This is a genomic window from Streptomyces sp. bgisy159, assembly GCF_965341775.1.
Lineage (GTDB): Bacteria > Actinomycetota > Actinomycetes > Streptomycetales > Streptomycetaceae > Streptomyces.
In genome coordinates this window covers 118,122-142,106 of record NZ_CBDQZH010000018.1, presented here as the reverse complement: position 1 = coordinate 142,106, position 23,985 = coordinate 118,122, and the positions used below count along the sequence as shown (strand labels likewise).

The 23,985-nt window shown below is 71.5% G+C and carries 25 protein-coding genes; 8 read left to right on the top strand and 17 right to left on the bottom strand.

The features are described 5' to 3' along the window. Positions 1 to 97 precede the first annotated feature (97 nt). The gene (locus ACSLTV_RS19410; protein WP_435612544.1) at positions 98 to 2,299 is read left to right on the top strand and encodes a trypsin-like serine protease; all 2,202 of its coding nucleotides are present in this window, start codon (positions 98 to 100) and stop codon (positions 2,297 to 2,299) included. A gap of 83 nt (positions 2,300 to 2,382) precedes the next feature. Here ACSLTV_RS19410 and rdgB read toward each other — a convergent pair whose 3' ends face one another. The 4 genes from rdgB to ACSLTV_RS19390 all read right to left on the bottom strand — a co-directional run bounded on the left by rdgB (position 2,383) and on the right by ACSLTV_RS19390 (position 4,747). Beyond that, entirely contained in the window at positions 2,383 to 2,985 is a 603-nt protein-coding gene (gene rdgB / locus ACSLTV_RS19405; protein ID WP_432133252.1) for an RdgB/HAM1 family non-canonical purine NTP pyrophosphatase, read from the bottom strand. Between the two features lie 152 nt (positions 2,986 to 3,137). Beyond that, positions 3,138 to 3,542, bottom strand: a complete 405-nt coding sequence (locus ACSLTV_RS19400) for a hypothetical protein (protein ID WP_432133253.1) — start codon at positions 3,540 to 3,542, stop codon at positions 3,138 to 3,140. A gap of 111 nt (positions 3,543 to 3,653) precedes the next feature. Next, positions 3,654 to 4,391, bottom strand: a complete 738-nt coding sequence (rph, locus tag ACSLTV_RS19395) for a ribonuclease PH (protein ID WP_435612543.1) — start codon at positions 4,389 to 4,391, stop codon at positions 3,654 to 3,656. Between the two features lie 122 nt (positions 4,392 to 4,513). Then, entirely contained in the window at positions 4,514 to 4,747 is a 234-nt protein-coding gene (locus tag ACSLTV_RS19390; RefSeq protein WP_359068009.1) for a PTS glucose/sucrose transporter subunit IIB, read from the bottom strand. A 147-nt stretch (positions 4,748 to 4,894) separates the two neighbouring features. On the opposite strand from ACSLTV_RS19390, the gene ACSLTV_RS19385 reads away from it, so the two are divergent. Both ACSLTV_RS19385 and ACSLTV_RS19380 read left to right on the top strand, forming a co-directional pair. Then, positions 4,895 to 6,181: a PTS transporter subunit EIIC gene (locus ACSLTV_RS19385; protein ID WP_432157312.1), complete on the top strand. Its 1,287-nt coding sequence runs from the start codon at positions 4,895 to 4,897 to the stop codon at positions 6,179 to 6,181. A gap of 200 nt (positions 6,182 to 6,381) precedes the next feature. After that, positions 6,382 to 7,629, top strand: a complete 1,248-nt coding sequence (locus ACSLTV_RS19380; protein WP_432133256.1) for a PTS transporter subunit EIIC — start codon at positions 6,382 to 6,384, stop codon at positions 7,627 to 7,629. Between the two features lie 76 nt (positions 7,630 to 7,705). Here ACSLTV_RS19380 and ACSLTV_RS19375 read toward each other — a convergent pair whose 3' ends face one another. After that, a complete protein-coding gene (locus ACSLTV_RS19375; protein WP_432133257.1) occupies positions 7,706 to 8,458 on the bottom strand; it encodes an MBL fold metallo-hydrolase in 753 nt (250 codons plus the stop codon). 213 nt (positions 8,459 to 8,671) lie between these two features. On the opposite strand from ACSLTV_RS19375, the gene ACSLTV_RS19370 reads away from it, so the two are divergent. Beyond that, the gene (locus tag ACSLTV_RS19370; RefSeq protein ID WP_432133258.1) at positions 8,672 to 9,160 is read left to right on the top strand and encodes a type II toxin-antitoxin system PemK/MazF family toxin; all 489 of its coding nucleotides are present in this window, start codon (positions 8,672 to 8,674) and stop codon (positions 9,158 to 9,160) included. Between the two features lie 34 nt (positions 9,161 to 9,194). On the opposite strand, the gene ACSLTV_RS19365 is transcribed toward ACSLTV_RS19370, so the two are convergent. From ACSLTV_RS19365 to clpS, 8 genes are all read right to left on the bottom strand, one after another. After that, positions 9,195 to 10,145 carry a PLP-dependent cysteine synthase family protein gene (locus tag ACSLTV_RS19365; protein WP_435612542.1) on the bottom strand — a complete coding sequence of 317 codons (951 nt, stop codon included), beginning with the start codon at positions 10,143 to 10,145 and terminating at the stop codon, positions 9,195 to 9,197. Between the two features lie 6 nt (positions 10,146 to 10,151). Further along, positions 10,152 to 10,430 (bottom strand): MoaD/ThiS family protein, encoded by a 279-nt coding sequence (locus ACSLTV_RS19360; RefSeq protein ID WP_432133260.1) that lies wholly within the window; start codon positions 10,428 to 10,430, stop codon positions 10,152 to 10,154. A 112-nt stretch (positions 10,431 to 10,542) separates the two neighbouring features. Continuing rightward, entirely contained in the window at positions 10,543 to 10,638 is a 96-nt protein-coding gene (locus ACSLTV_RS19355) for a putative leader peptide (protein ID WP_432133261.1), read from the bottom strand. A gap of 98 nt (positions 10,639 to 10,736) precedes the next feature. Next, positions 10,737 to 11,756, bottom strand: coding sequence for a LacI family DNA-binding transcriptional regulator (locus ACSLTV_RS19350; RefSeq protein ID WP_432133262.1), 1,020 nt, complete (start codon positions 11,754 to 11,756; stop codon positions 10,737 to 10,739). A gap of 128 nt (positions 11,757 to 11,884) precedes the next feature. Then, positions 11,885 to 12,307 (bottom strand): Mov34/MPN/PAD-1 family protein, encoded by a 423-nt coding sequence (locus ACSLTV_RS19345; RefSeq protein ID WP_432133263.1) that lies wholly within the window; start codon positions 12,305 to 12,307, stop codon positions 11,885 to 11,887. Between the two features lie 74 nt (positions 12,308 to 12,381). Beyond that, a complete protein-coding gene (locus tag ACSLTV_RS19340; RefSeq protein WP_432133264.1) occupies positions 12,382 to 13,920 on the bottom strand; it encodes an alanine/glycine:cation symporter family protein in 1,539 nt (512 codons plus the stop codon). Positions 13,921 to 14,281: 361 nt separating this feature from the next. Next, positions 14,282 to 14,887 carry a DUF2017 domain-containing protein gene (locus ACSLTV_RS19335; RefSeq protein WP_432157315.1) on the bottom strand — a complete coding sequence of 202 codons (606 nt, stop codon included), beginning with the start codon at positions 14,885 to 14,887 and terminating at the stop codon, positions 14,282 to 14,284. 11 nt (positions 14,888 to 14,898) lie between these two features. Then, positions 14,899 to 15,216 (bottom strand): ATP-dependent Clp protease adapter ClpS, encoded by a 318-nt coding sequence (gene clpS, locus ACSLTV_RS19330; RefSeq protein ID WP_432133372.1) that lies wholly within the window; start codon positions 15,214 to 15,216, stop codon positions 14,899 to 14,901. A 55-nt stretch (positions 15,217 to 15,271) separates the two neighbouring features. Here clpS and ACSLTV_RS19325 point away from each other — a divergent pair, with 55 nt between their 5' ends. Both ACSLTV_RS19325 and ACSLTV_RS19320 read left to right on the top strand, forming a co-directional pair. Then, the gene (locus tag ACSLTV_RS19325) at positions 15,272 to 16,618 is read left to right on the top strand and encodes a nicotinate phosphoribosyltransferase (RefSeq protein WP_432133266.1); all 1,347 of its coding nucleotides are present in this window, start codon (positions 15,272 to 15,274) and stop codon (positions 16,616 to 16,618) included. A gap of 74 nt (positions 16,619 to 16,692) precedes the next feature. After that, positions 16,693 to 17,280, top strand: a complete 588-nt coding sequence (locus tag ACSLTV_RS19320; RefSeq protein ID WP_432133267.1) for a nicotinamidase — start codon at positions 16,693 to 16,695, stop codon at positions 17,278 to 17,280. A gap of 6 nt (positions 17,281 to 17,286) precedes the next feature. Here the strand turns inward: ACSLTV_RS19320 and ACSLTV_RS19315 are convergent, their stop codons facing one another. Both ACSLTV_RS19315 and ACSLTV_RS19310 read right to left on the bottom strand, forming a co-directional pair. Continuing rightward, positions 17,287 to 17,622 carry a hypothetical protein gene (locus ACSLTV_RS19315; RefSeq protein WP_432133268.1) on the bottom strand — a complete coding sequence of 112 codons (336 nt, stop codon included), beginning with the start codon at positions 17,620 to 17,622 and terminating at the stop codon, positions 17,287 to 17,289. A gap of 132 nt (positions 17,623 to 17,754) precedes the next feature. Next, on the bottom strand, positions 17,755 to 20,097 hold the full coding sequence (locus tag ACSLTV_RS19310; RefSeq protein ID WP_432133269.1) for an immune inhibitor A domain-containing protein: 2,343 nt from the start codon (positions 20,095 to 20,097) through the stop codon (positions 17,755 to 17,757). Between the two features lie 306 nt (positions 20,098 to 20,403). On the opposite strand from ACSLTV_RS19310, the gene ACSLTV_RS19305 reads away from it, so the two are divergent. Further along, positions 20,404 to 20,649 (top strand): hypothetical protein, encoded by a 246-nt coding sequence (locus tag ACSLTV_RS19305; RefSeq protein WP_432133270.1) that lies wholly within the window; start codon positions 20,404 to 20,406, stop codon positions 20,647 to 20,649. An 89-nt stretch (positions 20,650 to 20,738) separates the two neighbouring features. On the opposite strand, the gene ACSLTV_RS19300 is transcribed toward ACSLTV_RS19305, so the two are convergent. Continuing rightward, the gene (locus ACSLTV_RS19300; protein WP_435612541.1) at positions 20,739 to 21,371 is read right to left on the bottom strand and encodes an RDD family protein; all 633 of its coding nucleotides are present in this window, start codon (positions 21,369 to 21,371) and stop codon (positions 20,739 to 20,741) included. A 130-nt stretch (positions 21,372 to 21,501) separates the two neighbouring features. Continuing rightward, complete coding sequence (locus ACSLTV_RS19295) at positions 21,502 to 23,331, bottom strand: RDD family protein (RefSeq protein WP_432133272.1); 1,830 nt, start codon at positions 23,329 to 23,331, stop codon at positions 21,502 to 21,504. A gap of 232 nt (positions 23,332 to 23,563) precedes the next feature. On the opposite strand from ACSLTV_RS19295, the gene ACSLTV_RS19290 reads away from it, so the two are divergent. Next, a complete protein-coding gene (locus ACSLTV_RS19290) occupies positions 23,564 to 23,974 on the top strand; it encodes an SsgA family sporulation/cell division regulator (protein WP_432133273.1) in 411 nt (136 codons plus the stop codon). Positions 23,975 to 23,985 lie beyond the last annotated feature (11 nt).

The following is a 23,985-nucleotide window of genomic DNA, read 5'->3' as shown; positions in this document are numbered from 1 at the left end:
CACCAACGCGTAGGGCCGGCCGGCTCCGGCCCCACCGTCCCACTGTTCCGCCCGAGGCCCCTCGGCCCGGCAGACCTTGAGCCCTAGGAAACACGTCATGCGACACACCAGACAGGCACGCCTCGCCGCGGTCGCCACCGCCCTGATCGCGGGGCCGGTCGCGCTGTGCGCCGCGCCCGCTTCCGCCGTCACCGGCGCCCCGGTGACCGACGGCACGTTCGCCGCCACCGCGCAGATCATCGTCGGCGACGACTACCAGCACGGCTGCTCCGGCGTCCTCGTGGACACCGAGTGGCTGCTCACCAGCGCCAGTTGCTTCGCCGACGACCCGGCGACCTCGCTCGCGGTGCCCGCCGGCAAGCCGGCGCTCAGGACGACGGCCACCATCGGCCGTTCCGACCTGACCGGCACCGGCGGCGCGGTGCGCCAGATCGTCGAGCTGGCCCCGCGCACCGACCGCGACGTGGTGCTGGCGCGGCTGAACCGGCCCGTCACCAACGTCACCCCGGTCGCCCTGGCCACCGCGGCGCCCGCCGCCGCGCAGCAGCTGAGCTTCGCCGGGTACGGCCGCACCAAGACCGAGTGGGCGCCGCTGAAGCTGAACAGCGGTTCCCTCACCGTGGACTCCACCGACGCCACGACGGCCACCTTCACCGGCACGAACGGCGCGGCCGTCTGCATGGGCGACGCCGGCGGCCCGGTGCTGAACACGAGCAAGCAGCTGGTGGCCCTCAACAGCCGTTCCTTCCAGGGTGGTTGCTTCGGCATCGACGCCACCGAGACCCGCACAGGCGGGGTCGCCGCGCGCGTCGACGACCTGGCGTCCTGGATCGCCTCCAAGGTCGACGCGGTCCGGCAGACCGACTTCAACTGCGACGGCGTCGAGGACGTCGCCGTCGCCGACCCGGGCGCCACGGTGGGCGGCGACAGCGGCGCCGGTCTGGTCCGCGTGGTCTACGGCGGCGGCAAGGGCACCGCCCAGATCGACCAGGACCTCGACTGGGTCCCGGGCGGGTCCGAGGCCGGCGACGGGTTCGGCCAGGCCCTCGACACCGTCGACTACAACGAGGACGGCTGCACCGACCTGGTCGTCGGCATCCCCTCCGAGGACCTCGGCTCCGTCGCGGACGCCGGTTCGGTCCAGCTGCTGTTCGGCGCGCCCGGCGGCCTGGGCACCGGCTCGGTCAAGGCGACCGTCTACGAGCAGGGCGCGGGCAACGGCTCGCTCGCCGCGTCGACTCCCGAGTCCGGCGACCGCACGGGCGAGGCCGTCGCGGCCGGCACCACCGCCGCGGGTGAGCCGTACATCGTGATCGGTGTGCCCGGCGAGTCGCTGAGCGGCAACGCCAGGGCCGGCATGGCCGTCTACGTGCACGGCACCACCAACACGGTCGTCCACCAGGACAGCACCGGTGTGCCGGGCGGCGTGGAGGCCGGTGACCGGTTCGGCAGCGCCGTCGCCGCCGACGGCAACTACATCGCCGTCTCCGCCCCGCACGACGGCATCGGCGGCGACGCCGACGCGGGCAACGTGGCGGTCTTCCGGCACACCCTGAACTCCGAGGGCCGTCCGACGCCGGTGTTCGGCCTGGACCAGGACGTCGAAACCGTCTCCGGCGGCGCGGAGGCCGGTGACGTGTTCGGCTCCTCGCTGGCCCTGGTGGCGTACCGCCCGTCGGGCTCCGCGACCGCCTCGGACTCGATCCTCATGGTGGGTTCGCCGGGTGAGGACCTGACGATCGACAACGCCGACAAGACCGACGCGGGCATGGTCCACGCCTTCCACATCACCGCGGCGGGCGCCGTCAGCCAGACCAGCACCTACCACTCGGGCACCAGCACGGACGACGTGGCCGGCACCGCCGAGTCGGGCGACCGCTTCGGTTCGACGCTCACCGCCATCAACACCAAGCCGCGCTCGGTGAGCACCACGTCGACGCTGAAGATGGCCGTGGGCATCCCGAACGAGGCCCTCGGTTCCACGGACAACGCGGGCGCCGTGCTCACCTTCTCGCTGCTCGGCGCGCGGGGCGACAACGACCGCTGGCTGGAGGTCGGTGACGGCGACGGCATCCCCGGCACGCCGGGCGCCAACCAGTACCTGGGCCGCAGCATCCACTTCACCGGCACCCACCTGTACGTCGGCATGCCGTACGGCCCGTCCTCGTACGGCGCCCTGTACGCCCTGCCGCTGTCCAACGTGACGGCCGGCGGCACGGTGGCCCCGGTCACGACCTACCAGCCCGGCACCGGCGGACTGCCCGCCGCGGGCGCGCGCTTCGGTTACGCGGCGCGGTAAGTCACCGTAGGAGAACGACGGTTGCACGAAAGCCCTCGGGGGACCGCCCGGTCCGCCGAGGGCTTTTCGTGGTCCGCCGCCGGTCAGCCCAGCAGTTCCCGGACGACCGGGACGAGTGCCCGGAACGCCTGGCCGCGGTGGCTGATGGCGTTCTTCTCCTCGGCGCTCAGCTCGGCGCAGGTGCGCGTCTCGCCGTCGGGCTGGAGGATCGGGTCGTAGCCGAAGCCGCCGGTGCCCGCGGGCGTGTGGCGCAGGACGCCGCGCAGCCGGCCCTCGACGACCCGCTCGCGCCCGTCGGGCAGGGCGAGGGCCGCCGCACAGGCGAAGTGGGCACCGCGGTGGGCGTCGTCGATGTCGCCGAGCTGGGCGAGCAGCAGCTCCAGGTTGGCCCGGTCGTCGCCGTGCCGGCCCGCCCAGCGCGCGGAGAAGATGCCGGGGGCGCCGCCCAGTACGTCGACACAGAGCCCGGAGTCGTCGGCGACCGCCGGCAGGCCGGTCGCCCGAGCCAGCGCGTGCGCCTTGAGCAGCGCGTTCTCGGCGAAGGTGACCCCGGTCTCCTTGACGTCGGGCACGTCCGGAAAGGCGTCCGCCCCCACCAGCTCGTGCGGCAGTCCGGCGTCGGCGAGGATGGACCGAAGCTCGGCGATCTTCCCGGTGTTGCGGGTGGCGAGAATCAAACGCGTCATGCCCGCACCCTAACGGGAGGGCCGGGGCCCTTCCGGCGGATCTCCGTGGGGGAAGAGGGCGGCGTTCGCTGCGCGCTCCCGGCCGTGCCGCGCGGTGCGGTGAGAGTGCGTGTCAGGGCGTCGCGACGCCGCGGAGATCCGCCAGGAGGGCCCTACGGCGTGCAGACCTTGGTCAGTTCGCCCGCGGCGTCCACCACCGGCCCGAGGTCCGGCGTGGTGTCACCCCCGTTGACCGCCGTGCGCACGTTGTCGACGGCCTTGGTGAGGCTGTCGACGGCCTTGCCGACGTCCGCGTTGTCGGTCTTGTCGCTGATCTGGTCCAGGTCGCGGTCTATGGAGTCCAGGGACTCCTTCAACTGCGTGGGGTCGTCGGAGGCGTTCTCCACGGCCTGCTGGAGATCGGTGACGCTGTCGGCGATGGCGTCGGCGGTCTGTACGCAGTCCAGCGCCTTGCCGACGGCGTCGCAGCCGGTGGCGAACCCGGCGGTCAGCGTGACGGCCGCCACGGCGGCGGCGATGGCGGTACGGCGACCTCGGCGTCGTCGGCTCGCGGCCATGGTGCTGTGTCCTCCCCTGTGACGGCCCGCTCGGGCCCTGTCGTGTACTGCGCAAGACGCGGCGGCGGGCCGCGGGGTTGCCCGCGCCCGCCGCCTTTCTTGGCGTGCCTTTTACTTTTCCAGGACGGTACCAAGGGCGGCCCGTTGCGCCGAAGCCAGTTCGGTGCAGCCGGAAACCGCGAGGTCCAGGAGGGAGTTGAGCTCCTCCCGGGCGAACGGCTCGGCCTCGGCGGTGCCCTGGACCTCCACGAAGCGGCCGTCGCCGGTGCAGACGACGTTCATGTCGGTCTCGGCGCGCACGTCCTCCTCGTAGCAGAGGTCGAGGAGCGGGACCTGGCCGACGATGCCGACCGAGACCGCCGAGACCGTGCCGGTGAGCGGTTTGCGGCCGGACTTGACCAGCTTCCTGCCCTGCGCCCAGGCGACCGCGTCGGCGAGGGCGACGTACGCGCCGGTGATGGCGGCGGTGCGGGTGCCGCCGTCGGCCTGGAGGACGTCGCAGTCGAGGACGACCGTGTTCTCGCCGAGCGCCTTGTAGTCGATGACGGCGCGCAGGGATCGGCCGATCAGGCGGGAGATCTCGTGCGTGCGGCCGCCGATACGGCCGCGGACGGACTCGCGGTCGCCGCGGGTGTTGGTGGCGCGGGGCAGCATGGAGTACTCGGCGGTGACCCAGCCCTCGCCGCTGCCCTTGCGCCAGCGCGGGACGCCCTCGGTGAAGGAGGCGGTGCAGAGGACCTTCGTATCACCGAAGGAGACGAGGACGGAGCCCTCGGCGTGCTTGCTCCAGCCGCGCTCGATGGTGACCGGGCGGAGTTGTTCGGGGGTGCGGCCGTCGATTCGAGACATGGGCCGCAGCCTAGCCGCAGCAGGACCGAGGGCCCCTCCCGCGGTGGGAAGGGGCCCTCGGGGCAAGCCGGTGGGTTCACCGGGGCAAGCCGGTGGGATTCACCGGGGCGAGCCGGTGGGGCTCACATCATGTCCTCGATCTCCGCGGCGATCGGGTCGGCGTCGGTGCCGATGACGACCTGGATGGCGCTGCCCATCTTCACCACACCGTGGGCGCCGGCGGCCTTCAGGGCGGCTTCGTCGACCAGCGCGGGGTCGGAGACCTCGGTCCGCAGGCGGGTGATGCAGCCCTCGATCTCCTCGATGTTGTCGATGCCGCCGAGCCCGGCGACGATCTTCTCAGCCTTGCTGGCCATGTCCGTCTCCCTGTGTTCCCTGGTGCGGATCACTTTGTCGCAGTAATCCACAGTTGGCCCATCTTCGCGAGCGATACCGCGGCCGGTACCGAATGATGACGGCACGACCACGACACCGCCCGCAACTGGTCTACACCAGAGGATGCCATGAGTAGCGAGAGCGACGTCAGCCCTGCGCGGGCGAGGTGGCACAAGCTGTTCCAGGGCCTGCAGAAGATGGGCCGCAGCCTGCAGCTGCCCATCGCGGTCCTGCCCGCCGCTGGCATCCTCAACCGGCTCGGCCAGCCCGACGTGTTCGGCGACGACGGTCTCGGCTGGACGGACGTCTCCAAGGTGATGGCGGGCGCGGGCGGCGCCCTGCTGGACGGCACCCTGGGGCTGCCGCTGCTGTTCTGCGTCGGCGTGGCGATCGGGATGGCCCGCAAGGCGGACGGCTCCACGGCGCTCGCGGCGGTGGCCGGCTTCCTCGTCTACTACAACGTGCTGCGCCAGTTCCCGGAGGACTGCCCGGAGGGCTCGACGGCCGTCAGCACCGGGTGCCAGGTGAGCGACGGGGCGGTGGACCCGTTCACCTACCAGAACCCGGGGGTGTTCGGCGGCATCGTCATGGGCCTGCTGGCGGCCTTCTTCTGGGCCCGCTACCACCGCACCAAGCTGGTCGACTGGCTGGGCTTCTTCAACGGCCGCCGCCTGGTGCCGATCATCATGGCGTTCGTGGCCATCGCCGTCGCGGTGGTGTCCCTGTGGATCTGGCCACCGATCGGTGACGCCCTGGAGAACTTCAGCGACTGGCTCAGTGACGCCGGTTCCTGGGGCGCGGGCATCTTCGGCATCGCCAACCGGGCGTTGCTGGTGGTGGGCCTGCACCAGTTCCTGAACGTGCCGATGTGGTTCCAGTTCGGGACCTACACCAAGCCCGACGGCACCGAGGTGCACGGCGACATCAACATGTTCCTCGCCGGCGACCCGGACGCGGGGCAGTTCCTGAGCGGATTCTTCCCGATCATGATGTTCGCGCTGCCCGCGGCGGCCCTGGCGATGACGCACTGCGCGCGGCCGGAGCGGCGCAAGGAGGTCGGCGGCCTGATGCTGTCGGTGGCGCTGACGTCGTTCGTCACGGGCATCACCGAGCCGATCGAGTACTCGTTCCTCTTCATCGCGCCGGCGCTCTACGCGGTGCACGCGGTGCTGACGGGGGTGTCGATGGCGGTGACCTGGGCGCTGGGGGTGCACGACGGGTTCAGCTTCTCGGCGGGGCTCATCGACTACGTCATCAACTGGAGCCTGGCGACACGGCCATGGTTGATCATCCCGATCGGGCTGGGCTTCGCCGTCGTCTACTACGCGGTGTTCCGGTTCGCCATCACGAAGTTCGACCTCAAGACTCCGGGGCGGGAGCCGGAGGAGGAGCACGAGGACGTCACCAAGGCCTGAGAGGCCGTACGCCCCAAGGGGCAGGGGCCCTCGGACCATGTGTCCGGGGGCCCTTCGGCATGCCCGCGCCGGGCCGTTCGCCGGGTACTCGGCGTAGCCCTCCGGTTGCAGGTTTGACGGGTTCCTTATATCGCCCCCATCGTGCTACAACAGGTCTACACCACTGAGTGGTGTAGACCACCACCCGATGGAGGACATCCATGAGCACCGCCACCGCCTCGGCGCCCCCCACGAAGAAGTGGGGATCCGGCCTGTTCCAGGGCCTGCAGAAGGTCGGCCGCAGCCTGCAGCTGCCCATCGCCGTGCTTCCGGCGGCGGGCATCCTGCTCCGGTTCGGGCAGCAGGACATTCACGACAAGCTGAACCTGCCCGACAAGGTCTCGGCGGTGTTCGCCACTGCCGGTGGCGCGATCTTCGACAACCTCCCGATGCTGTTCTGCATCGGTGTCGCGATCGGCTTCGCCAAGAAGGCCGACGGCTCCACCGCCCTGGCCGCCCTGGTCGGCTTTTTGGTCTACAGCAACGTCCTGAAGGCGTTCCCGGTCACCGAGGCCAAGGTGCAGGCCGGCGAGGACATAGCCGCGACGTACAACAACCCCGGCGTCCTGGGCGGCATCGTCATGGGCCTGCTGGCCGCCGTGCTGTGGCAGCGCTACCACCGCACCAAGCTCGTCGACTGGCTCGGCTTCTTCAACGGCCGCCGCCTGGTGCCGATCATCATGGCGTTCGTCGGCACGCTCATGGGTGTCTTCTTCGGTCTGGTCTGGGAGCCCGTCGGTGAGGTCATCTCCGACTTCGGCGAGTGGATGACGGGTCTCGGCGCCTTCGGTGCCGCCCTGTTCGGCCTGATCAACCGTGCGCTGATCCCCGTCGGCATGCACCAGTTCGTCAACACCGTCTCCTGGTTCCAGCTCGGCGACTTCACCAACGCGGCCGGCGAACTGGTCCACGGTGACCTCAACCGCTTCTTCGCGGGCGACCCGGACGCCGGTCAGTTCATGTCCGGCTTCTTCCCGATCATGATGTTCGGCCTCCCGGCCGCCGCGCTCGCCATCGCGCACTCCGCCCGGCCCGAGCGCCGCAAGGTCGTGATGGGCATGATGGTCTCACTCGCCCTGACCTCGTTCGTGACGGGTGTGACCGAGCCGATCGAGTTCTCGTTCATGTTCATCGCGCCGCTGCTGTACGCGATCCACGCGCTGCTGACCGCGCTGTCGATGGCCGTCACCTGGGCGCTCGGCGTCCACGCGGGCTTCACCTTCTCCGCCGGTGCCATCGACTACGGCCTGAACTGGAACCTCGCCACCAAGCCCTGGATGATCATCCCGATCGGCCTGGTCTTCGGCGCGATCTACTACGTCGTCTTCCGCTTCGCCATCACCAAGTTCAACCTCCCCACCCCGGGCCGTGAGCCCGAGGAGGAGGTCGAGGACCTCACCAAGGCGTGACGGCTCTCCGAGAAACGCGTGACGCCCGGCCGGGACCCCCGGCCGGGCGTTTCGTTCGTGGGCGGCGGCCCGGGTGTCAGACCTCGTACGTCGCCCGCGGCACCGCCAGCTCCACCGGACCGTCGTAGACCGCACGCGCGTCCGCCAGGTTGACCTGCGGGTCGGTCCACGGCGGGATGTGGGTGAGGACCAGGCGCCGGGCGCCGGCGCGGGCCGCCGTCTCGCCCGCCTCGCGGCCGTTGAGGTGCAGGTCGGGGATGTTCTCCTTGCCGTGCGTGAACGCCGCCTCGCACAGGAACAGGTCGGTGTCGCGGGCCAGTTCCTCCAGGACCGGCGTCACGCCCGTGTCACCGGAGTACGTCAGCGACCTGCCGCCGTGCTCGATGCGGATGCCGTACGCCTCCACCGGGTGGGCCACGCGTTCCGTGTGCACCGTGAACGGGCCGAGGTCGAAGGTCGACGGCTTGACGGTGTGGAAGTCGAACACCTCGCTCATGGAGGAGGCCGAGGGGGTGTCGGCGTAGGCCGTGGTCAGGCGGTGCTCGGTGCCCTCGGGGCCGTAGACCGGGAGGGGGGCGCATCGGCCGCCGTCGTGGCGGTAGTAGCGCGCCACGAAGTACGCGCACATGTCGATGCAGTGGTCGGCGTGCAGATGGCTCAGAAAGATCGCGTCGAGGTCGTAGAGACCGCAGTGGCGCTGCAGCTCGCCCAGGGCGCCGTTGCCCATGTCGAGAAGCAGCCGGAAGCCGTCGGCCTCGACGAGGTAGCTCGAGCAGGCCGATTCCGCGGACGGGAACGACCCCGAGCAGCCGACGACGGTGAGCTTCATGAAACAGAAACCTCCGCTGGCGGGAACGTCGATGAGAGGGTCACGGGGGTCGTGCGGTCCGTCGAGCGTAAGGCGCGAAACCTCAGGTCGCTCCTCCACCAGGGGCCGTTGTGGGGGAACTCACCTGCACTGTCACCGGTTCGGCTGGAAGCGGTGCGGGTGGAGTGCGCACGGGGCGCGCGGAGACGGGCGCACGCCGGTACCGTCATGCTCATGGACACGTCCTGGTGGCTGGCGCTCGCGGCGGTGGTACTGCTCGCGCTGGTCGCCACGCTCGTCGACGGCTGGGGGCGCGGCGCCCGGCCGCCGCGGCGCGGTCGGCGCGCGGGAACGGGAACGGGCGAGCGCACGGGCCGCGACCGGGCGGCGGACGGCGACGCCCGGCCGCGGCCCGCGGAGATCTGGTGGGCCCGGGTGCCCCACGAGGAGGGGCCGGCCTCACCCGAGGGGGTGAAGGACCGGCCCTGCCTGGTGCTCGGGGTACGGGGGCGGCACGCCACCGTCGCGAAGATCACCAGCCGGTACCGCGACGAGCGGACCGGGGTGATCCCGCTGCCGCCCGGCGCGGTCGGCGACGCCCGCGGGCGCCCCAGCTTCCTGGAGACGGACGAACTGCGCGAGGTCCCCGTCGGTCACTTCCGCCGCCGGGTCGGCGTGGTGGACCCGGTCCTGTGGGACCAGGTCCGCCACCTCGCGACATAACGCCCGGGAGACGTAGCGCCCGGGGAACACGGCCCTACGCCCAGAGCTGCCCCTGGAGGGTCTCGATCGCTTCCTCGGTGGTGGCCGCCGTGTACACGCCCGTCGACAGGTACTTCCAGCCGCCGTCGGCGACGACGAACACGATGTCGGCGCTCTCGCCGGCCTTGAGAGCCTTGCGGCCGACGCCGATCGCCGCGTGCAGCGCCGCGCCGGTGGAGACGCCCGCGAAGATGCCCTCCTGCTGGAGCAGCTCACGGGTGCGGGTGACCGCGTCCGCCGAGCCGACCGAGAAGCGGGTGGTGAGCACGGAGGCGTCGTACAGCTCGGGCACGAAGCCCTCGTCGAGGTTGCGCAGGCCGTACACCAGGTCGTCGTAGCGCGGCTCGGCGGCGACGACCTTCACGTCGGGCTTGTGCTCGCGCAGGTAGCGGCCGACGCCCATCAGGGTGCCGGTGGTGCCGAGGCCCGCGACGAAGTGGGTGATCGAGGGGAGGTCCGCAAGGATCTCCGGGCCCGTCGTGGCGTAGTGGGCCCCGGCGTTGTCCGGGTTGCCGTACTGGTAGAGCATCACCCAGTCGGGGTGCTCGGCGGACAGTTCCTTGGCGACCCGTACGGCGGTGTTGGAGCCTCCAGCGGCCGGCGAGGAGATGATCTCCGCGCCCCACATGGCGAGCAGTTCCCGGCGCTCCTGGGAGGTGTTCTCGGGCATCACGCACACGATGCGGTAGCCCTTGAGCCTGGCCGCCATGGCCAGGGAGATGCCGGTGTTGCCGCTGGTGGGCTCAAGGATGGTGCAGCCGGGGGTGAGCCGGCCGTCCTTCTCCGCCTGCTCGATCATGTGCAGGGCGGGGCGGTCCTTGACCGAGCCGGTGGGGTTGCGGTCCTCCAGCTTCGCCCAGATCCGGACGTCGGCGGACGGCGACAGCCGCGGCAGGCACACCAGAGGGGTGTTGCCCACCGCGGCCAGCGGGGAGTCGTAGCGCATCGCCGGTCAGACCATGCCGCCGGCCACGGCCGGCAGGATCGTGACCGTGTCGCCGTCGGACAGCTTGCTGTCGATGCCGTCGACGAAGCGGACGTCCTCGTCGTTCAGGTAGACGTTGACGAAGCGGCGCAGCTGCCCCTCGTCCACGATGCGGGCCTGGATGCCCGCGTGCCGGGTCTCAAGGTCGGCGAACAGCTCGGCGAGGGTGTCACCGGTCCCCTCCACCGCCTTCTGGCCGTCGGTGTACTGGCGGAGGATGGTCGGGATGCGGACCTCGATGGCCATGGCTTCAGGGCTCCTGTCGGGAGTAGTCAGTCGGGGCGCGCGGCAGCGCAAGGAGGCAGGGTGTTGCGGTTTCGGGCGCCGCGGCTCACGGCCGTACGGCGGCAGGGCGGCGTCAACAGATGGCGCTGGCGAGCCTGCACAGGTCGACGTGCAGCCGCGCCACGAGCAGTGTGCCCGGCGTCTTGTCGCTCACGTCCTTCTCAACCATGGGTTCATCGTATCGATTCCCGGTCCGGCTCCTGGAATGTGATCCCACATGGCGGACGGAATCGAGCCGGTGGGTGAGACCGGTGCCGGCCGGGACCGCTACGCGGACGCCCGCCGCACCAGGCGGGTCGGGGTGACGACCGAGGTGAGAGCGGTGTCCTCGCACAGCAGGCGGGCCATGAGCCGGCCCATACCGGTCACGTCCTGGTGGACGGTGGTCAGCGGGGGGTCCGTGGTCTCCGCGACGGCGGGCAGGTCGTCGAAGCCGACGACGGCGACGTCGTCCGGGACCCGTCGGCCACGGCGGCGCAGGGTGTGCAGGGCGCCGGCGGCGGTCAGGTCGGACGCGGCGAAGACGGCGTCCAGGTCGGGGCGGCGGTCCAGCAGCGCGGCCATGGCCTCGGCGCCGCCCCGCCAGGTGTAGTCGCCGTGCTCGACCAGGTCCGGGGAGGCGTCCAGCAGGACGTCCCGGTAGCCGGCCAGCCGGTCCTCGGCGGACTGCTCCTGCGCACAGGGACCGGTGATGGTGGCGATGTGCGCGCGGCCGAGAGAGACCAGGTGCTCCACGGCCTGGCGGGCGCCGCCGCGGTTGTCGCCGTCGACGTAGACCCGGTCGCGCACGGTGTCGCCGGCGCGCAGCCGGGGCCGGCCCCCGAAGACGACCGGCAGCCCGATCCGGTCGACCATCTCGTCCAGCCGGTCGTCGGGGCGCAGGTTGAACAGCAGGGCGCCGTCGACGTGGCCGGCGCCGAGGAATCCGCCGACGCGCGGGTAGTCGTCCGGGTCGTCGACGAACAGCAGCACCGGCTGGGCGCCGTGCCGGGCCAGCTCGCGGCGGATGCCGCGCAGCAGGCAGTCGAAGAACGGGTCGAGGAAGAGCCGGTCGCGGGGCTGGGTGGCCACCACGGCCACGGCGTCGTTGCGGCGGGTGACGAGCCGGCGGGCGGCGTGGTTGGGCACGTAGCCGAGCTCGGCGATCACCGCGCGGATCTGCGCGGCGACCTCGGCGCGCACCTTGGGCTCCCCGTTGATCACGCGGGAGACGGTGGACTTGGAGACCCCGCAGCGGCGCGCGACGTCCACCAGGGTGGGGCGCCGCACGGTCGTTGGGTGTGTCAACAGCAGCTCCACGGTGGCGAGTTGGAGATGCGGCGAAGGTCTGTCGGCCGCGCTGCGCACACCGTAACCGTCGATCCTGACCGGCGCCCCGGGGTTTCCGGTCAAGGTCGCGGGCCGCGCCGACGCGTTCAGTACGCCTCGACGACCCGGACCTCCTCCTCGGTGACCACGCCGTCCACGATGCGGAACGAGCGGAACTGGAACTCGCCGAGGCCGTCGGTGTCCGCCGTGGAGACCAGGACGTAGTGGGCGCCGGGCTCGTTGGCGTAGGAGATGTCGGTGCGGGACGGGTAGGCCTCGGTGGCGGTGTGCGAGTGGTAGATGACCACGGGTTCCTCGTCGCGGTCGTCCATGTCCCGGTAGAGCCCCAGCAGGTCGCCCGAGTCGAACTCGTAGAAGGTGGGCGACATGGCCGCGTTCAGCATGGGGACGAAGCGCTCGGGGCGGTCCGAGCCCGCCGGACCGGCGATCACGCCGCACGCCTCGTCGGGGTGGTCCTTGCGCGCGTGGGCGACGATCTGGTCGTGGAGGGCCTGGGTGATGGTCAGCATGCCCGCCAGGATAAGCAGAGGGCCGCCCCGTACCGGTGGGTGGTACGGGGCGGCCCACATGCTGGGACGTGCGGTCAGACCGTCTTGGCGGTCTCCACGTCCTCGGGCTCCACGGAACCGAGGGCCTCGCGCGCCTTGCGCTCCCGGACGTAGTCCAGGAAGTGGTTCAGTTCGCGCTTGACGATCGGGGCCAGCAGGTAGAGGCCGATGATGTTGAACACCGACAGCAGGAACAGCGCCGAGTCGGCCAGGTCGATCAGCGCGCTGAGGGACATCAGCGAGCCCAGCAGGACGAACGCGCTCCACACGGCCTTGAAGACGGTCTCGCTGGCCTTGGAGCGGCCGAAGAGGTACGTCCAGGCCTTCAGGCCGTAGTAGCCCCAGGTGAGGATCGTGGAGAAGGCGAACAGCAGCACCGCGACGGTCAGCAGCTTCGGGAACCAGGGCAGCACGGTGGCGAACGCGTCCGAGGTGATGGTGACACCGCCGACGTCGGCGCCGGCGCGGGCCTGCTCCCAGCTCGCGGGGTTGGCGATGACGATGGTCAGCGCGGTCATGGTGCAGATGACGACCGTGTCGATGAACGGCTCCAGCAGGGCGACCAGACCCTCGGAGGCGGGGTGGTTGGTCTTGACCGCGGAGTGGGCGATCGGAGCGGAGCCCAGGCCGGCCTCGTTGGAGAAGGCGGCGCGCTTGAAGCCGACGATCAGTGCGCCGATCACACCGCCGGCGACGCCGTCGGCCTCGAAGGCGCCCTTGACGATGGTCTGGAAGGCGTCGGGCACCGCGGTGACGTTGACCAGGATGACGATCAGGCAGGCCACGATGTACATGCCGGCCATCGCCGGGACCAGCTTGCTGGTGACGGAGGCGATGGAGCGGATGCCGCCGAGCAGCACCAGGCCGACCAGCGCGGCGACGACCAGGCCGAAGAGCACGGCACCGGCGGAGGAGGCCAGGAAGCCGTCCTCGCCGCCGAAGGTCGAGGAGATCTGCGCGTAGCTCTGGTTGGTCTGGAACAGGTTGCCGCCGAACAGGCCGAAGAACAGGACCATGATCGAGGCGAGGACGGCGAGCACCTTGCCGGCCTTGGCGCCGCGGGCGCCGAAGCGCTCGGCGAGGCCCTTGGGCAGGTAGTGCATCGGGCCGCCGGAGACGGTGCCGTCCGCGTGCTTCTCGCGGTACTTCACGCCGAGGGTGACCTCGACGAACTTGCTCGCCATGCCGAGCAGACCGCAGAGGATCATCCAGAAGGTGGCGCCGGGGCCGCCGATGGAGACGGCGACGGCCACACCGGCGATGTTGCCCAGGCCGACGGTGCCGGAGACGGCGGCGGTCAGCGCCTGGAAGTGGTTGACCTCGCCGACCGAGCCCTCTTCGTCGTACTTGCCGCGCACCGTGTCGATGGCGAGCTTGAACTTGCGGAACTGGATGAACCCGAACCAGGTGCTGAACACCAGGCCGGCGATCACCAGCCACGCGACGATGAGCGGCAGCTCGGTGCCGTTGACGGTGACGGAGTAGAAGACCTTTTCACTGACCCAGGTCGACACGGGATGAACCGCGTCGCTGACGGCGTCGTCGATCTTCTGGGTGATGGAGTCGAGTGACACGAGCTACCTCAGTGGCGCAGGGGACGTGCTGGCGTGGCGCAGCAGTGCGGCGACGTGCAGCTTTGCGGGTTTTGAGCGAACGCCGTTGTCCGTTCGGCGACGGGAGAAGCACTGCCCCCGCGGACCCGGGGTGAAAACTGCTTCTTGTCGTGCGAGCCGGCGATGACCGGCTCCCCCGATCCGGCGAGGGGTGGTGCCGAAGCGGAGTTGCGAATTCTTACCACAGCGTTTACGCGGCCTTTGGTGACGCATCTCACACGACACCGCCCCCGGGGCGTAAAACCCCAGGGGCGGTGACAGGATCGTTATCCGGATTTGAGCGTCCGCTGAGCGAACGCGCGGGTAACCGGAACCCGGACAGTCACGGCATAAGGGTGGACACCAGCGTCTCCTGGAGCCCCCCGAGCCAGAGGTAGGCCATGACCATCGGCTTGCGCGGATCCTCGTCGGGGAGCCGGTAGAGCAGGTCGGTGTCGTCCTCGTCGCCGATCTCCAGCCGGGAGCCGATGGCGAGCCGCAGGTCGTTGAGCGCGGCCAGCCACCGCTGGGACTCCTCGGGGGACAGTTCCAGCACCGCCCCGGCCTCGTCGACCGGCGCCAGCGCGTCCAGGGAGCGGATCACGGCGAGGGCGTTGTCCCGCTTGCCGGCCCGCAGGTCGTTCTCGGTGAAGCGGCGGAACTCGGCGGAGTGGGCCTGGTTCTCCTCGGCCCGGCGCGGGTCCGCGGGCGGCTCGACCGGATCGGTGTAGGCGTCCGGGAACAGGCGGCGCAGCACGGGGTCGGAGGGCGGCTCGCTGGGCCCCTCGGCGAACAGCTCGGCGAGCGGGTCGCCGGGGGCGTCCTCGGCGGGCCCCGGGCCGATCAGCTCCAGGAGCTGGACCGCGAGGGAGCGGATGATGGAGATCTCGACCTCGTCGAGCGCGACGGCCGCGCCGCCGCCGGGAAGCGGTTCGAAGTGTCCTGGCATCGGCGTGGTGGCTACTTCCGGTCCTGCTGGAGGGTGGCCCACAGACCGTAGCCGTGCATCGCCTGCACGTCGCGTTCCATCTCCTCGCGGGTACCGCTGGAGACGACCGCCCGGCCCTTGTGGTGGACATCGAGCATGAGCTTGGTGGCCTTGTCCTTGGGATAGCCGAAGTACGACTGGAAGACGTACGTCACGTAGCTCATGAGGTTGACCGGGTCGTTGTGGACGATCGTGACCCAGGGGACGTCCGGCTCGGGGACGGCGAAGACCTCCTCCGCCGACTCGGTGCGTTCGATCTCTAGGGGAGCGGGTGACGTCACACCGACCATGCTGCCACGCCGGGCAGATATCGTCACACTGACGAGATTGGCGTACGATGACCGCATGAACACAGCGGACCTTGGCCTGCCGTTGGACGTGCCCTCCACGGCGCTCTTCACCGACCAGTACGAACTGACGATGCTCCAGGCGGCCCTGCGGGCGGGCACCGCCGGGCGGCGCAGCGTGTTCGAGGTCTTCACCCGACGGCTGCCGGACGGGCGACGGTACGGCGTCGTGGCGGGCACCGGGCGGGTCCTGGACGCGGTGGAGAACTACCGCTTCGACCCGGGTGTCCTGGGCTTCCTGAGCGAGCGGTCCATCGTCGACGAACGCACCCTGGAGTGGCTCGCCGGATACCGCTTCTCCGGCGACATCTGGGGCTACCCGGAGGGCGAGGTCTACTTCCCGGGCTCGCCGATCATGCGCGTGGAGGGCAGCTTCGCCGAGTGCGTGCTGCTGGAGACGGTGATCCTGTCGATCCTCAACCACGACTCCGCCATCGCGGCCGCCGCCTCCCGGATGTCCGCCGCCGCCGGGGACCGCCCGCTGATCGAGATGGGCGCCCGCCGCACCCACGAACTGGCCGCCGTCGCCGCCTCGCGCGCCGCCTACATCGGCGGCTTCGCCTCCACCTCCGACCTGGCGGCCGGCTACCGCTACGGCATCCCCACGGTCGGCACCTCCGCCCACGCCTTCACCCTGCTGCACGACACCGAGCGCGACGCCTTCCGCGCCCAGGTCGACTCGCTCGGCCGGGGCACCACCCTCCTGGTGGACACCTACGACGTCGCCGAGGCGGTCCGTACCGCGGTGGAGGTGGCCGGGCCCGAGCTGGGCGCGGTGCGCATCGACTCCGGCGACCTGCTGCTGGTCGCCCACCGGGTGCGCCGGCAGCTGGACGAGCTGGGCGCCCGCGACACCCGCATCATCGTGACCTCCGACCTCGACGAGTACGCCATCGCCTCGCTCGCCGCGGCCCCCGTGGACGCCTACGGGGTGGGCACCCAGCTGGTCACCGGGTCCGGGCACCCGACCTGCTCGATGGTGTACAAGCTGGTCGCCCGCGCCGAGTCCGACGAGCCGCGGGCCCCGCTGACGCCGGTGGCGAAACGGTCCACCGGCGGCAAGACCTCCATCGGGGGGCGCAAGTGGGCGGCCCGGCGCCAGGACGCGTACGGCGTCGCCGAGGCCGAGGTGGTCGGCACCGGGCCGGTGCCCGCCGAGCTGGCCGACCGGCAGCTGCCGGTGGAACTGGTCAAGGGCGGCGAGGTGGTCGCCCGCGAGCCGCTGGACGCCGTACGGGACCGGCACATCGCCGCCCGTGCCGGTCTGCCGGTGTCCGCGACACAGCTCTCCCGCGGGGAACCCGTCCTTCCGACGGAGTACGCGGTGCAACGGTCGGGTAGCTAGCGTCTGTCCCCTCCCCTACCGCCGCCGAAGTCTCTAGGCTCAGTCACGTCACCCATAGTCGAAGGACACCCACCATGCGCCGCGCCTTGATCGTCGTAGACGTGCAGAACGACTTCTGCGAGGGGGGCAGCCTCGCGGTGGCCGGGGGTGCCGACGTGGCCGCCGCGATCACCGAGCTGATCGGGCAGGCCCCCGCCGGGTACCGGCACGTGGTGGCCACCCGTGACCACCACATCGCGCCCGGCGGCCACTTCGCCGACAACCCCGACTTCGTCCACTCCTGGCCGGCGCACTGCGTCGCCGGCACCGAGGGCGTCGGGTTCCACCCGAACTTCGCGCCGGCGGTCGCCTCGGGGGCGATCGACGCGGTGTTCGACAAGGGGGCGTACACGGCCGCCTACAGCGGGTTCCAGGGCGCCGACGAGAACGGGACCCCTCTCGCGGACTGGCTGCGCGCGAGAGGGATCGACGAGGTGGACGTCGTCGGGATCGCCACCGACCACTGCGTGCGGGCGACCGCGCTGGACGCCGTGCGGGAGGGTTTCCGTACGCAGGTGCTGCTGGACCTGACGGCCGGGGTGGCCGCGGAGACCACCGAGCGGGCGGTCGACGAGATGCGGGACGCCGGGGTGGAGCTGTCGGGGAAGCCGGTGGTGCTGTAGCCCCGGCTACAGCCGCGCCCCCCTCTTGAGGTGCCTGATCGGGCGCCACAGCTCCACGGCCAGACCCGTGGTCGCGACACCGTTGTCAGGGGCGGTACGCCATATCAGGCCGTCGGGGTGGTGGAGCACCGCGGTGATCTCGTCCGGGGTCGGAGGGGCCGCGTTGCCGCGCAGGTAGACGGCGCGCAGCCCCAGGTTGCGGAGCCTGGTCAGGGCTCGGGCGCGGTTGGCGGCGAGGACGAGCACCCGGACGCCGCCCGGGCCGTCCCCGGCGGGGCTGGGCAGGTTGAGTGCCACCACCACCGAGCCGTTGGGCAGTTTGCAGAAGCCTCCTGCGGCCATGCGGTCACATCCCCGTTCTGGTCGGTCGTCGCGAAGGTGTCAATAAGCGAGCCACAGCACGCACCTAAACACGATCGGCGGCAACCCGCCAGGGGTTGCCGCCGATACGCTTCTGACCTGCGAGAACGTCGACTACTTCGCCGACGGACCGACCAGGAGGGTCATCTTCGAGCCGCTCAGCGGCTCCCAGAGGATCCGGATCGAGGTGTTGGTGTCAGTGACCTTGACACCGGCACGCGGGTTCGACGGGTCGTAGTACGTCGACTTGCCGTCGTCGAAGACCGGGACGCCCATGCGCATCGGGACGCGGGTGGCGACGCCGTTCTTGTGCAGGGTGATCGAGTCGGTCGGGTACCAGCTGAAGGTCGAGTCGTACGCCTGGACGCGGTTGCGCATCAGCGTGCCGTCGGAGAACTTCAGCGGCGCGGGGTGGGAGTCGATCGGGAGGACCAGGCCCTCACCCTCGTGCTGGCTGGTGTTGTTGTCCTTCTGGGAGGTGTCCCACTTCCAGATCAGCAGACCGTTCTGGTACGGGTAGTGCTCGACCCAGCCCGGTCGGGTGTCCGACCAGCCGAAGTTGTACGGACCCGTCTTGAGGGTCTTGTCGTACGACACGTACTGGCGGTTCTCGGCGATGTAGAACTGGTCGTAGTCGTCCGTGATCGCCGCGCCGATGCGGGTGAAGCCGTTGGCCGTCCAGGCGGCGTCCGCGGACTCCGCGTCGTCGGCGAAGAGGGTCGCGCCGTCGGCGGTGACGGTGATCTCGTCCGCCGCGAAGCCCTTCTGGGCCACGCCGCCGTCGGTGGCGTAGCGGAAGCGCAGGTCGATCTTCTTGCCGGCGTAGGCGTCCAGCGGGAAGGTCAGCTTCTGGTAGGCGTCGACCGAGCCGGTGAGGGCCGGCTTGTCGCTGCCGTCCCGCGGGATGGCGGTGCCGTCGGCCAGGGTGCCGTCGATCGGCGTGAAGGTCGCGCCGCCGTCGGTGGAGACCTCGGTGTAGAGGTAGTCGTAGTCCGTCTCGATGTCCCACCAGCCGTCGAGGCTGAGGCTCGCGGAGGACTTGCCGGTGAGGTCCACCGAGCGGGTCAGGGTGTTGCGCAGGTCGTCACCGCTGCCGCTCCACCACTGCGTCGCGCCCTGCGCCGGCGGGACCACCTCGGTGGTGACCGTCTTCTGCGGCAGGGTGACGACGACGGCCTGCGGCCGCTTGGTGTTGTACTCGGCGACGCCCAGCGTGTGCAGGGAGCGCTTGCCGGCCTTGGCGGTGTCGTACTTCAGCCAGCCCAGCTGCAGCTTGTCCCAGGCGTTCATGTCGCCCGGCATGTCGCCGATGGACTCCTTGCCGGTGCCCAGCCAGGAGCCGGAGGACATCAGCGTCCAGAAGCCGGTGGAGTTCTCGCCGCCCTGGGTGTCGTAGTGGTCCGGCAGACCGAGGTCGTGGGCGTACTCGTGGGCGAAGACGCCCAGTCCGCCGTTCTCCGGCTGGATGGTGTAGTCGCCGACCCAGATGCCGGTGTCACCGATCTGCGTGCCGCCGAGCTTGTTGTTCTCGGGGCCGGTGGCGCCGGCGTCGGTGCCGAAGGCGTACCAGCGGTGCGCCCAGATGGCGTCCTCGCCCTGCGCGCCGCCGCCCGCGGACTCGTCCTCGCCGGCGTGCACGATCTGGAAGTGGTCGATGTAGCCGTCGGGCTCGTTGAAGTTGCCGTCGCCGTCGTAGTCGTAGCGGTCCCACTGGTCGTACTGGGCCAGCTGCGCCTTGATGTCGGCGTCGGACTTGCCGGCCGCCTTCTGCCCGGCGACGAACGCCTTCAGGCCGTCCTGGACGGCGTACCAGGCGCCCTGCGGGGCCAGGTTGGAGCCGTAACGGGCCTCGTTGTACGGCACCTTGACCCAGTCGGCGACGTCGCCCTCGACGGAGTAGCGGCCCGAGGACTGCTTCTCGTAGTAGGTCTTCAGCGAGGCGGTGCCGTTGCCGAAGTACATGTCCTGGTAGTGGGCGCGGTCGTAGTCCGCCTGCCAGGCCGTGCTGTTGTCGTCCGCCCGGTCGGGCTGGGCTATCTGGTTGTGCAGCGGACCGGGCGTGCCGCCGTAGCGGGGGTCGACCTGGTCACCGAACTCCACGAGGATCGTGAAGATCTTGTCGGTCTTCTCGCGGCCGAGCTCGACGTACTTGGAGCCGCGGCCCCAGCTGTCGAGCTGGACGACCTTGGAACCGTTACGGTCCTTGACCGCCGCCTCGCCGGATATGACCTGCTTCAGGGCTTCTTCGCGCTGGGCCTCCTGCCGCTTGCTGAGCGGCCCGTCGAAGTCGTGCTCGCGGGTCTCGACGGGCTGCGGGTCGTGCCCGTCGGCCGCCGGAGCCGCCGACGGCTTGTTCTCGGCGGCGGTCGCCACGGCGAACGTCGAGAACGTGGCCGAGGCCGCCGCGAGGGCGACGACGGTCGCCGCCGTTCTGAACGTCCAGGATCTACTGGTCACTTGGTGTCCTCCCCTAACGCGCCCGTACGCGCGGAAGGGGCGTCCTCTTGTCAAGGGAAGTCCGCGCGCGGTTATACGCGTGTAGTCAAGTGACGCCATTTGACTACTGGTTTGCTGGAAAAGACAGACCTTGACTTGGTCAGGTCAAGTGCACTATTGGGAGACGCCGGTTCGCATTGCGGACGTGTGACCCTGTGCGCCCCCCGTGCACCGGCACCGTGGGTCAGGTCACGCTTACCGTTCGTTCCCCTCGGGCATGCACGCCCTTAGAGTCGAGTCGCCCCCGCTTCCGAGGACACGATTGCCATGCCTCGTCCGACTGTCGCACAGCTCACGTACGGTTCCTGCACCGTGGTCTTCTCGACGCTCGCCATGCTGCTGCTGTCGCAGGCGAGTTCGGGCGTCGCCGTCACTCTGATCGCCGTCGCGGCCCTCGCGCTCGGCCTGCTCGTCGCACTGACCGCACCGGCGCCGAAACCGCGGCCACCGGCCGCCGCACCGGCCGCGCCCGAGCGCAGCGGACAGCCCCGGCGGGAGCCGGTGGCACGCTGACCGGCCGCCCGGCGCGGTGAACGGCGCCGCGTGGGAGCCGCGTTGTGTGACGTAAACCGTGCACCGGGTCAGGAGTGTTCCGCTTCGGCTCAGTTGACGGTGACCACCACCGTCTTGGCCGCCTTGTCGTGCAGGCCCTGTTTGTACGGCTTGTCGAAGAAGCTCCAGCCGCCCGCGATCGCGGTCCAGAAGACGAAGCAGCAGAACGCGAACGGCACCCACAGCACGAGGGCGCGCAGCAGCGAGGTCTGCAGGGACGGCGTGGCCCCGTTGTCGAGGTTGGCCACACGCAGGCCGAGCCACTTCTTGCCCAGCGTCTGGCCGGTCCGCGCGGTCAGGAAGGTGTCGTACGCGATGTAGAGCACCGCGGCGACCACGGACCGCGACAGGGACCTGCCGACCTGGACCTCGTCGCTGTCCACGCCGTAGTCGCCGAGGCCGAAGGCCCACGAGAGCAGCGCCAGCGCGATGAACACCAGCACCATGTCGATCAGCCGGGCCAGCGTGCGCCGGCCGCTGTCGGCGAGCGGGGGCATGCCGGCCTGCGGGTCGGCCGGGTGACCGCCGTACGGGTCACCGCCGTGGGCCCGACCGCCGTACGGGTCACCGCCGTACGGCTGCCCGCCGTAGGGGTGGCCGCCCTGCGGTGGGGGCGGCTGCTTCCGGAACGGGTCGTCCTCCGGCGGTTCGCCGCCGGAACCGGGGGGCGGTTCGGTCGTCATGGCCCGAGTGCACCGCGAACCCGGCGGCCTCGCACCCGGCGAGCCGCCGTCCGGAGTACCGGCGTCCGCGGTCCCCCGGCCGAGGCCCCGGCGTCCGCTCGGAGAGGCGGCCGGCCGCCGGGGCGACGGGTCAGCCCGCGACGAAGGTGTGCGCCGCCTTGTCGTGCCAGCACTGCCGCCACGGCTTGTCGATCAGGCCCCACAGCACGCCGACGACCCCGACGGCGAGCAGGCCGGGGACGCTGTAGACCAGCCAGCGGCGCAGGGCCGCGCCGAAGGTGGGCGGCTCGTGCCCCTCGATGTCGCGCACCTCCAGTCCGAACAGCTTCTTGCCGAGGGTGCGGCCCCACCTGGCGGTGGGCAGCGCCTCGTAGAGCGCGCCGAAGAGGAGGAGGACGGCGAGGACGACGCCCAGGTACGCCGCGGTGGTGCCGTCCAGGATCCAGACGGTGACCGTGCGGCCGGACAGCTTGGCCGCGTCGATCTTCTCGTTCACGTGGTCCAGGGCGCGGGTGCCGAGCGGCACGGCGGCCGCGGTGGTCACGGCGCCCAGGACGACGGTGTCCACCAGTCGGGCGGCCAGCCGCTTGCCCAGCGGGGCGGGCCGGGCCGCCGCCTGGCGCCGGGCGGCTGCCTGGAACACGTCCTCCACCGGGGGCTTCCACGGTGCGACGGGCTGCTCGCCGCCGCCGGCGCCCCCGGCCAGCTGGTGCACCTGCTGCGCCCAGGAGGGCTGACCGCCACCGGGCCCGGACGTCACGGGGGCGGCCGGGGACGCCTGAGCCGCGGCGGCGGACGCGTCGGGCGCGGGCGTCGTGCCCGGGAAGGCGGGTGCGGAGGGCGTGTGCGAGGCGGCGGCGTCGGGGCTCTGGGGCCCCGAGGGGGCCGGGGCGGAAGGGCCGGGGACGGCGGGCGACGCGGCCCGGACCGCCGCCCGGTCGGCCGACGCCCGCTCTGCGGCGGCCTTGCCGGCGGCGAAGCCGGGCTTGGCGGGGGCGGGCACGGCAGGGCCGGCCGCGGGCGCCGCCGGCGCGGTGCCCGCGGGCGCCGGGACGCCGGAGGCGGGCGGTGTCGGACCCGCAGGGGTGCCCGGCAGGGGCGCGGGCGGTGCGCCGAAGGCCGGACCGGACGGGGCATGACCCGACGACGCCTGGCCGGGCGGGACATGGCCGGACGGCGCCTGGCCTGACGAGGCATGGGCGGACGGGGCATGGGCGGACGGGGCACGGCCGGGGCCGGCACCCGCCCCGGAGCCGGCGGCCGACGGCCCCGCCGCCGGGTCGGCGAACACCGCTCCGCCGGTGGGGACCGGGTCCGGGGCGGCCGGCCGCGCGTCGCGGGCTCCGTCGTGGTCGGCGCTGCGCGGCTGGGGCGCGCGGAAGGTCATGGTGCCGGGGTCGGCGTCACCCGCTGCGGAGCCGCCGGGGGCGGGGTCGGCCGCCCGGCCGGCGGGGCCGACGGTCGGGCGGCGGAAGACGAACGTGCCCGACGGATCGGGCGCGGCCCCGCCCGGGTCGCCGCCGGACCCCGCCGCCGGGGTCGCCCGCTCGCTCTGGTTTTCGGGGGGTGCCGCGGACGGCGCCGGTGTCCTCGGGTCCGCCCCCCAGGAGACGCGCCGGTCGTGGTCACCGCCGAAGCCGGCCTGCCGGGAGCGGTCGGCCGCCCAGGCGGAGGCGGGTTCCGCGCGGTCGCCGGAGGGCCCCGGGCCGTCCGCGGGGGCGGACGGCCCGGTCGGCTGCGGGTCCTCGTCGAAGAAGTGCGGGCCCGTCTCCTCGACCGCAGGGACGGGGAACGCGCCCGGCGGCGGGGCGAGCGGCTCGCCGTCGCCGGGCGCCGGACGGCTGGTGCCGGGCACCCAGGAGGCGCCGTTCCAGTACCGGACGTATCCAGGAATGGACGGGTCCGGGTAATACCCTGCGCGGGGCCGGTCGTCGCCGGGGGCCGGGGTGGGGGCGCTCATGTCCGTCGTCCCGTATCTGCTCGGGGGTGGGATGGGGGCCTCCACATCTATCAGACCGGCGCAACCTCCACCGCCCCTCGCGCACGACCCACTCCTTTCCGTGCAACCTCGTGCATCCGTCTGCACAGCCGGAAAAGAAAGGTGCCCGAACCCGCGTAATGCTTCCGGTCCGGCCCCCTCTCTCTCCTGTGCGCGGGCCCGTCCGAGGGCTCCACGAGAGGAAGGAACCGCCATGCACACCGTGGTCGAACGCGAACTGGAGCTGCGGCTGATCCTGTCGCCCGAGCGGAGCATCCCGGTGCCGGCCCGGCTGGGCTACCGCAGCGACGACCCGTTCGCCGTCCATGTCACCTTCCACGTCGACTCCGAGTTCCCGGTGCACTGGACGTTCGCCCGGGAGCTGCTGGTGGAGGGGGTGTTCCGGCCGTGCGGGCAGGGGGACGTGCGGGTGTGGCCGACGAAGGCGGAGGGGCGCGGTGTGGTGCTGATGGCGCTCAGCTCACCGGACGGCGACGCGCTGCTGGAGGCGCCGGCCGCGCAGGTCTCGGTCTGGCTGGAGCGCACGCTGCGGGTGGTGCCGCCGGGCACCGAGAGGGAGCAGTTGGGCATCGACGACGCACTCGACCAGCTGCTCGCCCGGTGAGCCGCCCTCGG

Coding starts and splice junctions, on each gene's coding strand:
- rdgB (WP_432133252.1), bottom strand. CDS start 2,985: ATGACGCGTTTGATTCTCGCCACCCGCAACACCGGGAAGATCGCCGAG.
- ACSLTV_RS19335 (WP_432157315.1), bottom strand. CDS start 14,887: ATGCCAGGACACTTCGAACCGCTTCCCGGCGGCGGCGCGGCCGTCGCG.
- ACSLTV_RS19410 (WP_435612544.1), top strand. CDS start 98: ATGCGACACACCAGACAGGCACGCCTCGCCGCGGTCGCCACCGCCCTG.
- ACSLTV_RS19300 (WP_435612541.1), bottom strand. CDS start 21,371: ATGACGACCGAACCGCCCCCCGGTTCCGGCGGCGAACCGCCGGAGGAC.
- ACSLTV_RS19345 (WP_432133263.1), bottom strand. CDS start 12,307: ATGCTGACCATCACCCAGGCCCTCCACGACCAGATCGTCGCCCACGCG.
- ACSLTV_RS19385 (WP_432157312.1), top strand. CDS start 4,895: ATGAGTAGCGAGAGCGACGTCAGCCCTGCGCGGGCGAGGTGGCACAAG.
- ACSLTV_RS19315 (WP_432133268.1), bottom strand. CDS start 17,622: ATGGCCGCAGGAGGCTTCTGCAAACTGCCCAACGGCTCGGTGGTGGTG.
- ACSLTV_RS19400 (WP_432133253.1), bottom strand. CDS start 3,542: ATGGCCGCGAGCCGACGACGCCGAGGTCGCCGTACCGCCATCGCCGCC.
- ACSLTV_RS19320 (WP_432133267.1), top strand. CDS start 16,693: ATGCGCCGCGCCTTGATCGTCGTAGACGTGCAGAACGACTTCTGCGAG.
- ACSLTV_RS19390 (WP_359068009.1), bottom strand. CDS start 4,747: ATGGCCAGCAAGGCTGAGAAGATCGTCGCCGGGCTCGGCGGCATCGAC.
- rph (WP_435612543.1), bottom strand. CDS start 4,391: ATGTCTCGAATCGACGGCCGCACCCCCGAACAACTCCGCCCGGTCACC.
- ACSLTV_RS19305 (WP_432133270.1), top strand. CDS start 20,404: ATGCCTCGTCCGACTGTCGCACAGCTCACGTACGGTTCCTGCACCGTG.
- ACSLTV_RS19290 (WP_432133273.1), top strand. CDS start 23,564: ATGCACACCGTGGTCGAACGCGAACTGGAGCTGCGGCTGATCCTGTCG.
- clpS (WP_432133372.1), bottom strand. CDS start 15,216: ATGGTCGGTGTGACGTCACCCGCTCCCCTAGAGATCGAACGCACCGAG.
- ACSLTV_RS19355 (WP_432133261.1), bottom strand. CDS start 10,638: ATGGTTGAGAAGGACGTGAGCGACAAGACGCCGGGCACACTGCTCGTG.
- ACSLTV_RS19380 (WP_432133256.1), top strand. CDS start 6,382: ATGAGCACCGCCACCGCCTCGGCGCCCCCCACGAAGAAGTGGGGATCC.
- ACSLTV_RS19365 (WP_435612542.1), bottom strand. CDS start 10,145: ATGCGCTACGACTCCCCGCTGGCCGCGGTGGGCAACACCCCTCTGGTG.
- ACSLTV_RS19295 (WP_432133272.1), bottom strand. CDS start 23,331: ATGAGCGCCCCCACCCCGGCCCCCGGCGACGACCGGCCCCGCGCAGGG.
- ACSLTV_RS19360 (WP_432133260.1), bottom strand. CDS start 10,430: ATGGCCATCGAGGTCCGCATCCCGACCATCCTCCGCCAGTACACCGAC.
- ACSLTV_RS19370 (WP_432133258.1), top strand. CDS start 8,672: ATGGACACGTCCTGGTGGCTGGCGCTCGCGGCGGTGGTACTGCTCGCG.
- ACSLTV_RS19375 (WP_432133257.1), bottom strand. CDS start 8,458: ATGAAGCTCACCGTCGTCGGCTGCTCGGGGTCGTTCCCGTCCGCGGAA.
- ACSLTV_RS19325 (WP_432133266.1), top strand. CDS start 15,272: ATGAACACAGCGGACCTTGGCCTGCCGTTGGACGTGCCCTCCACGGCG.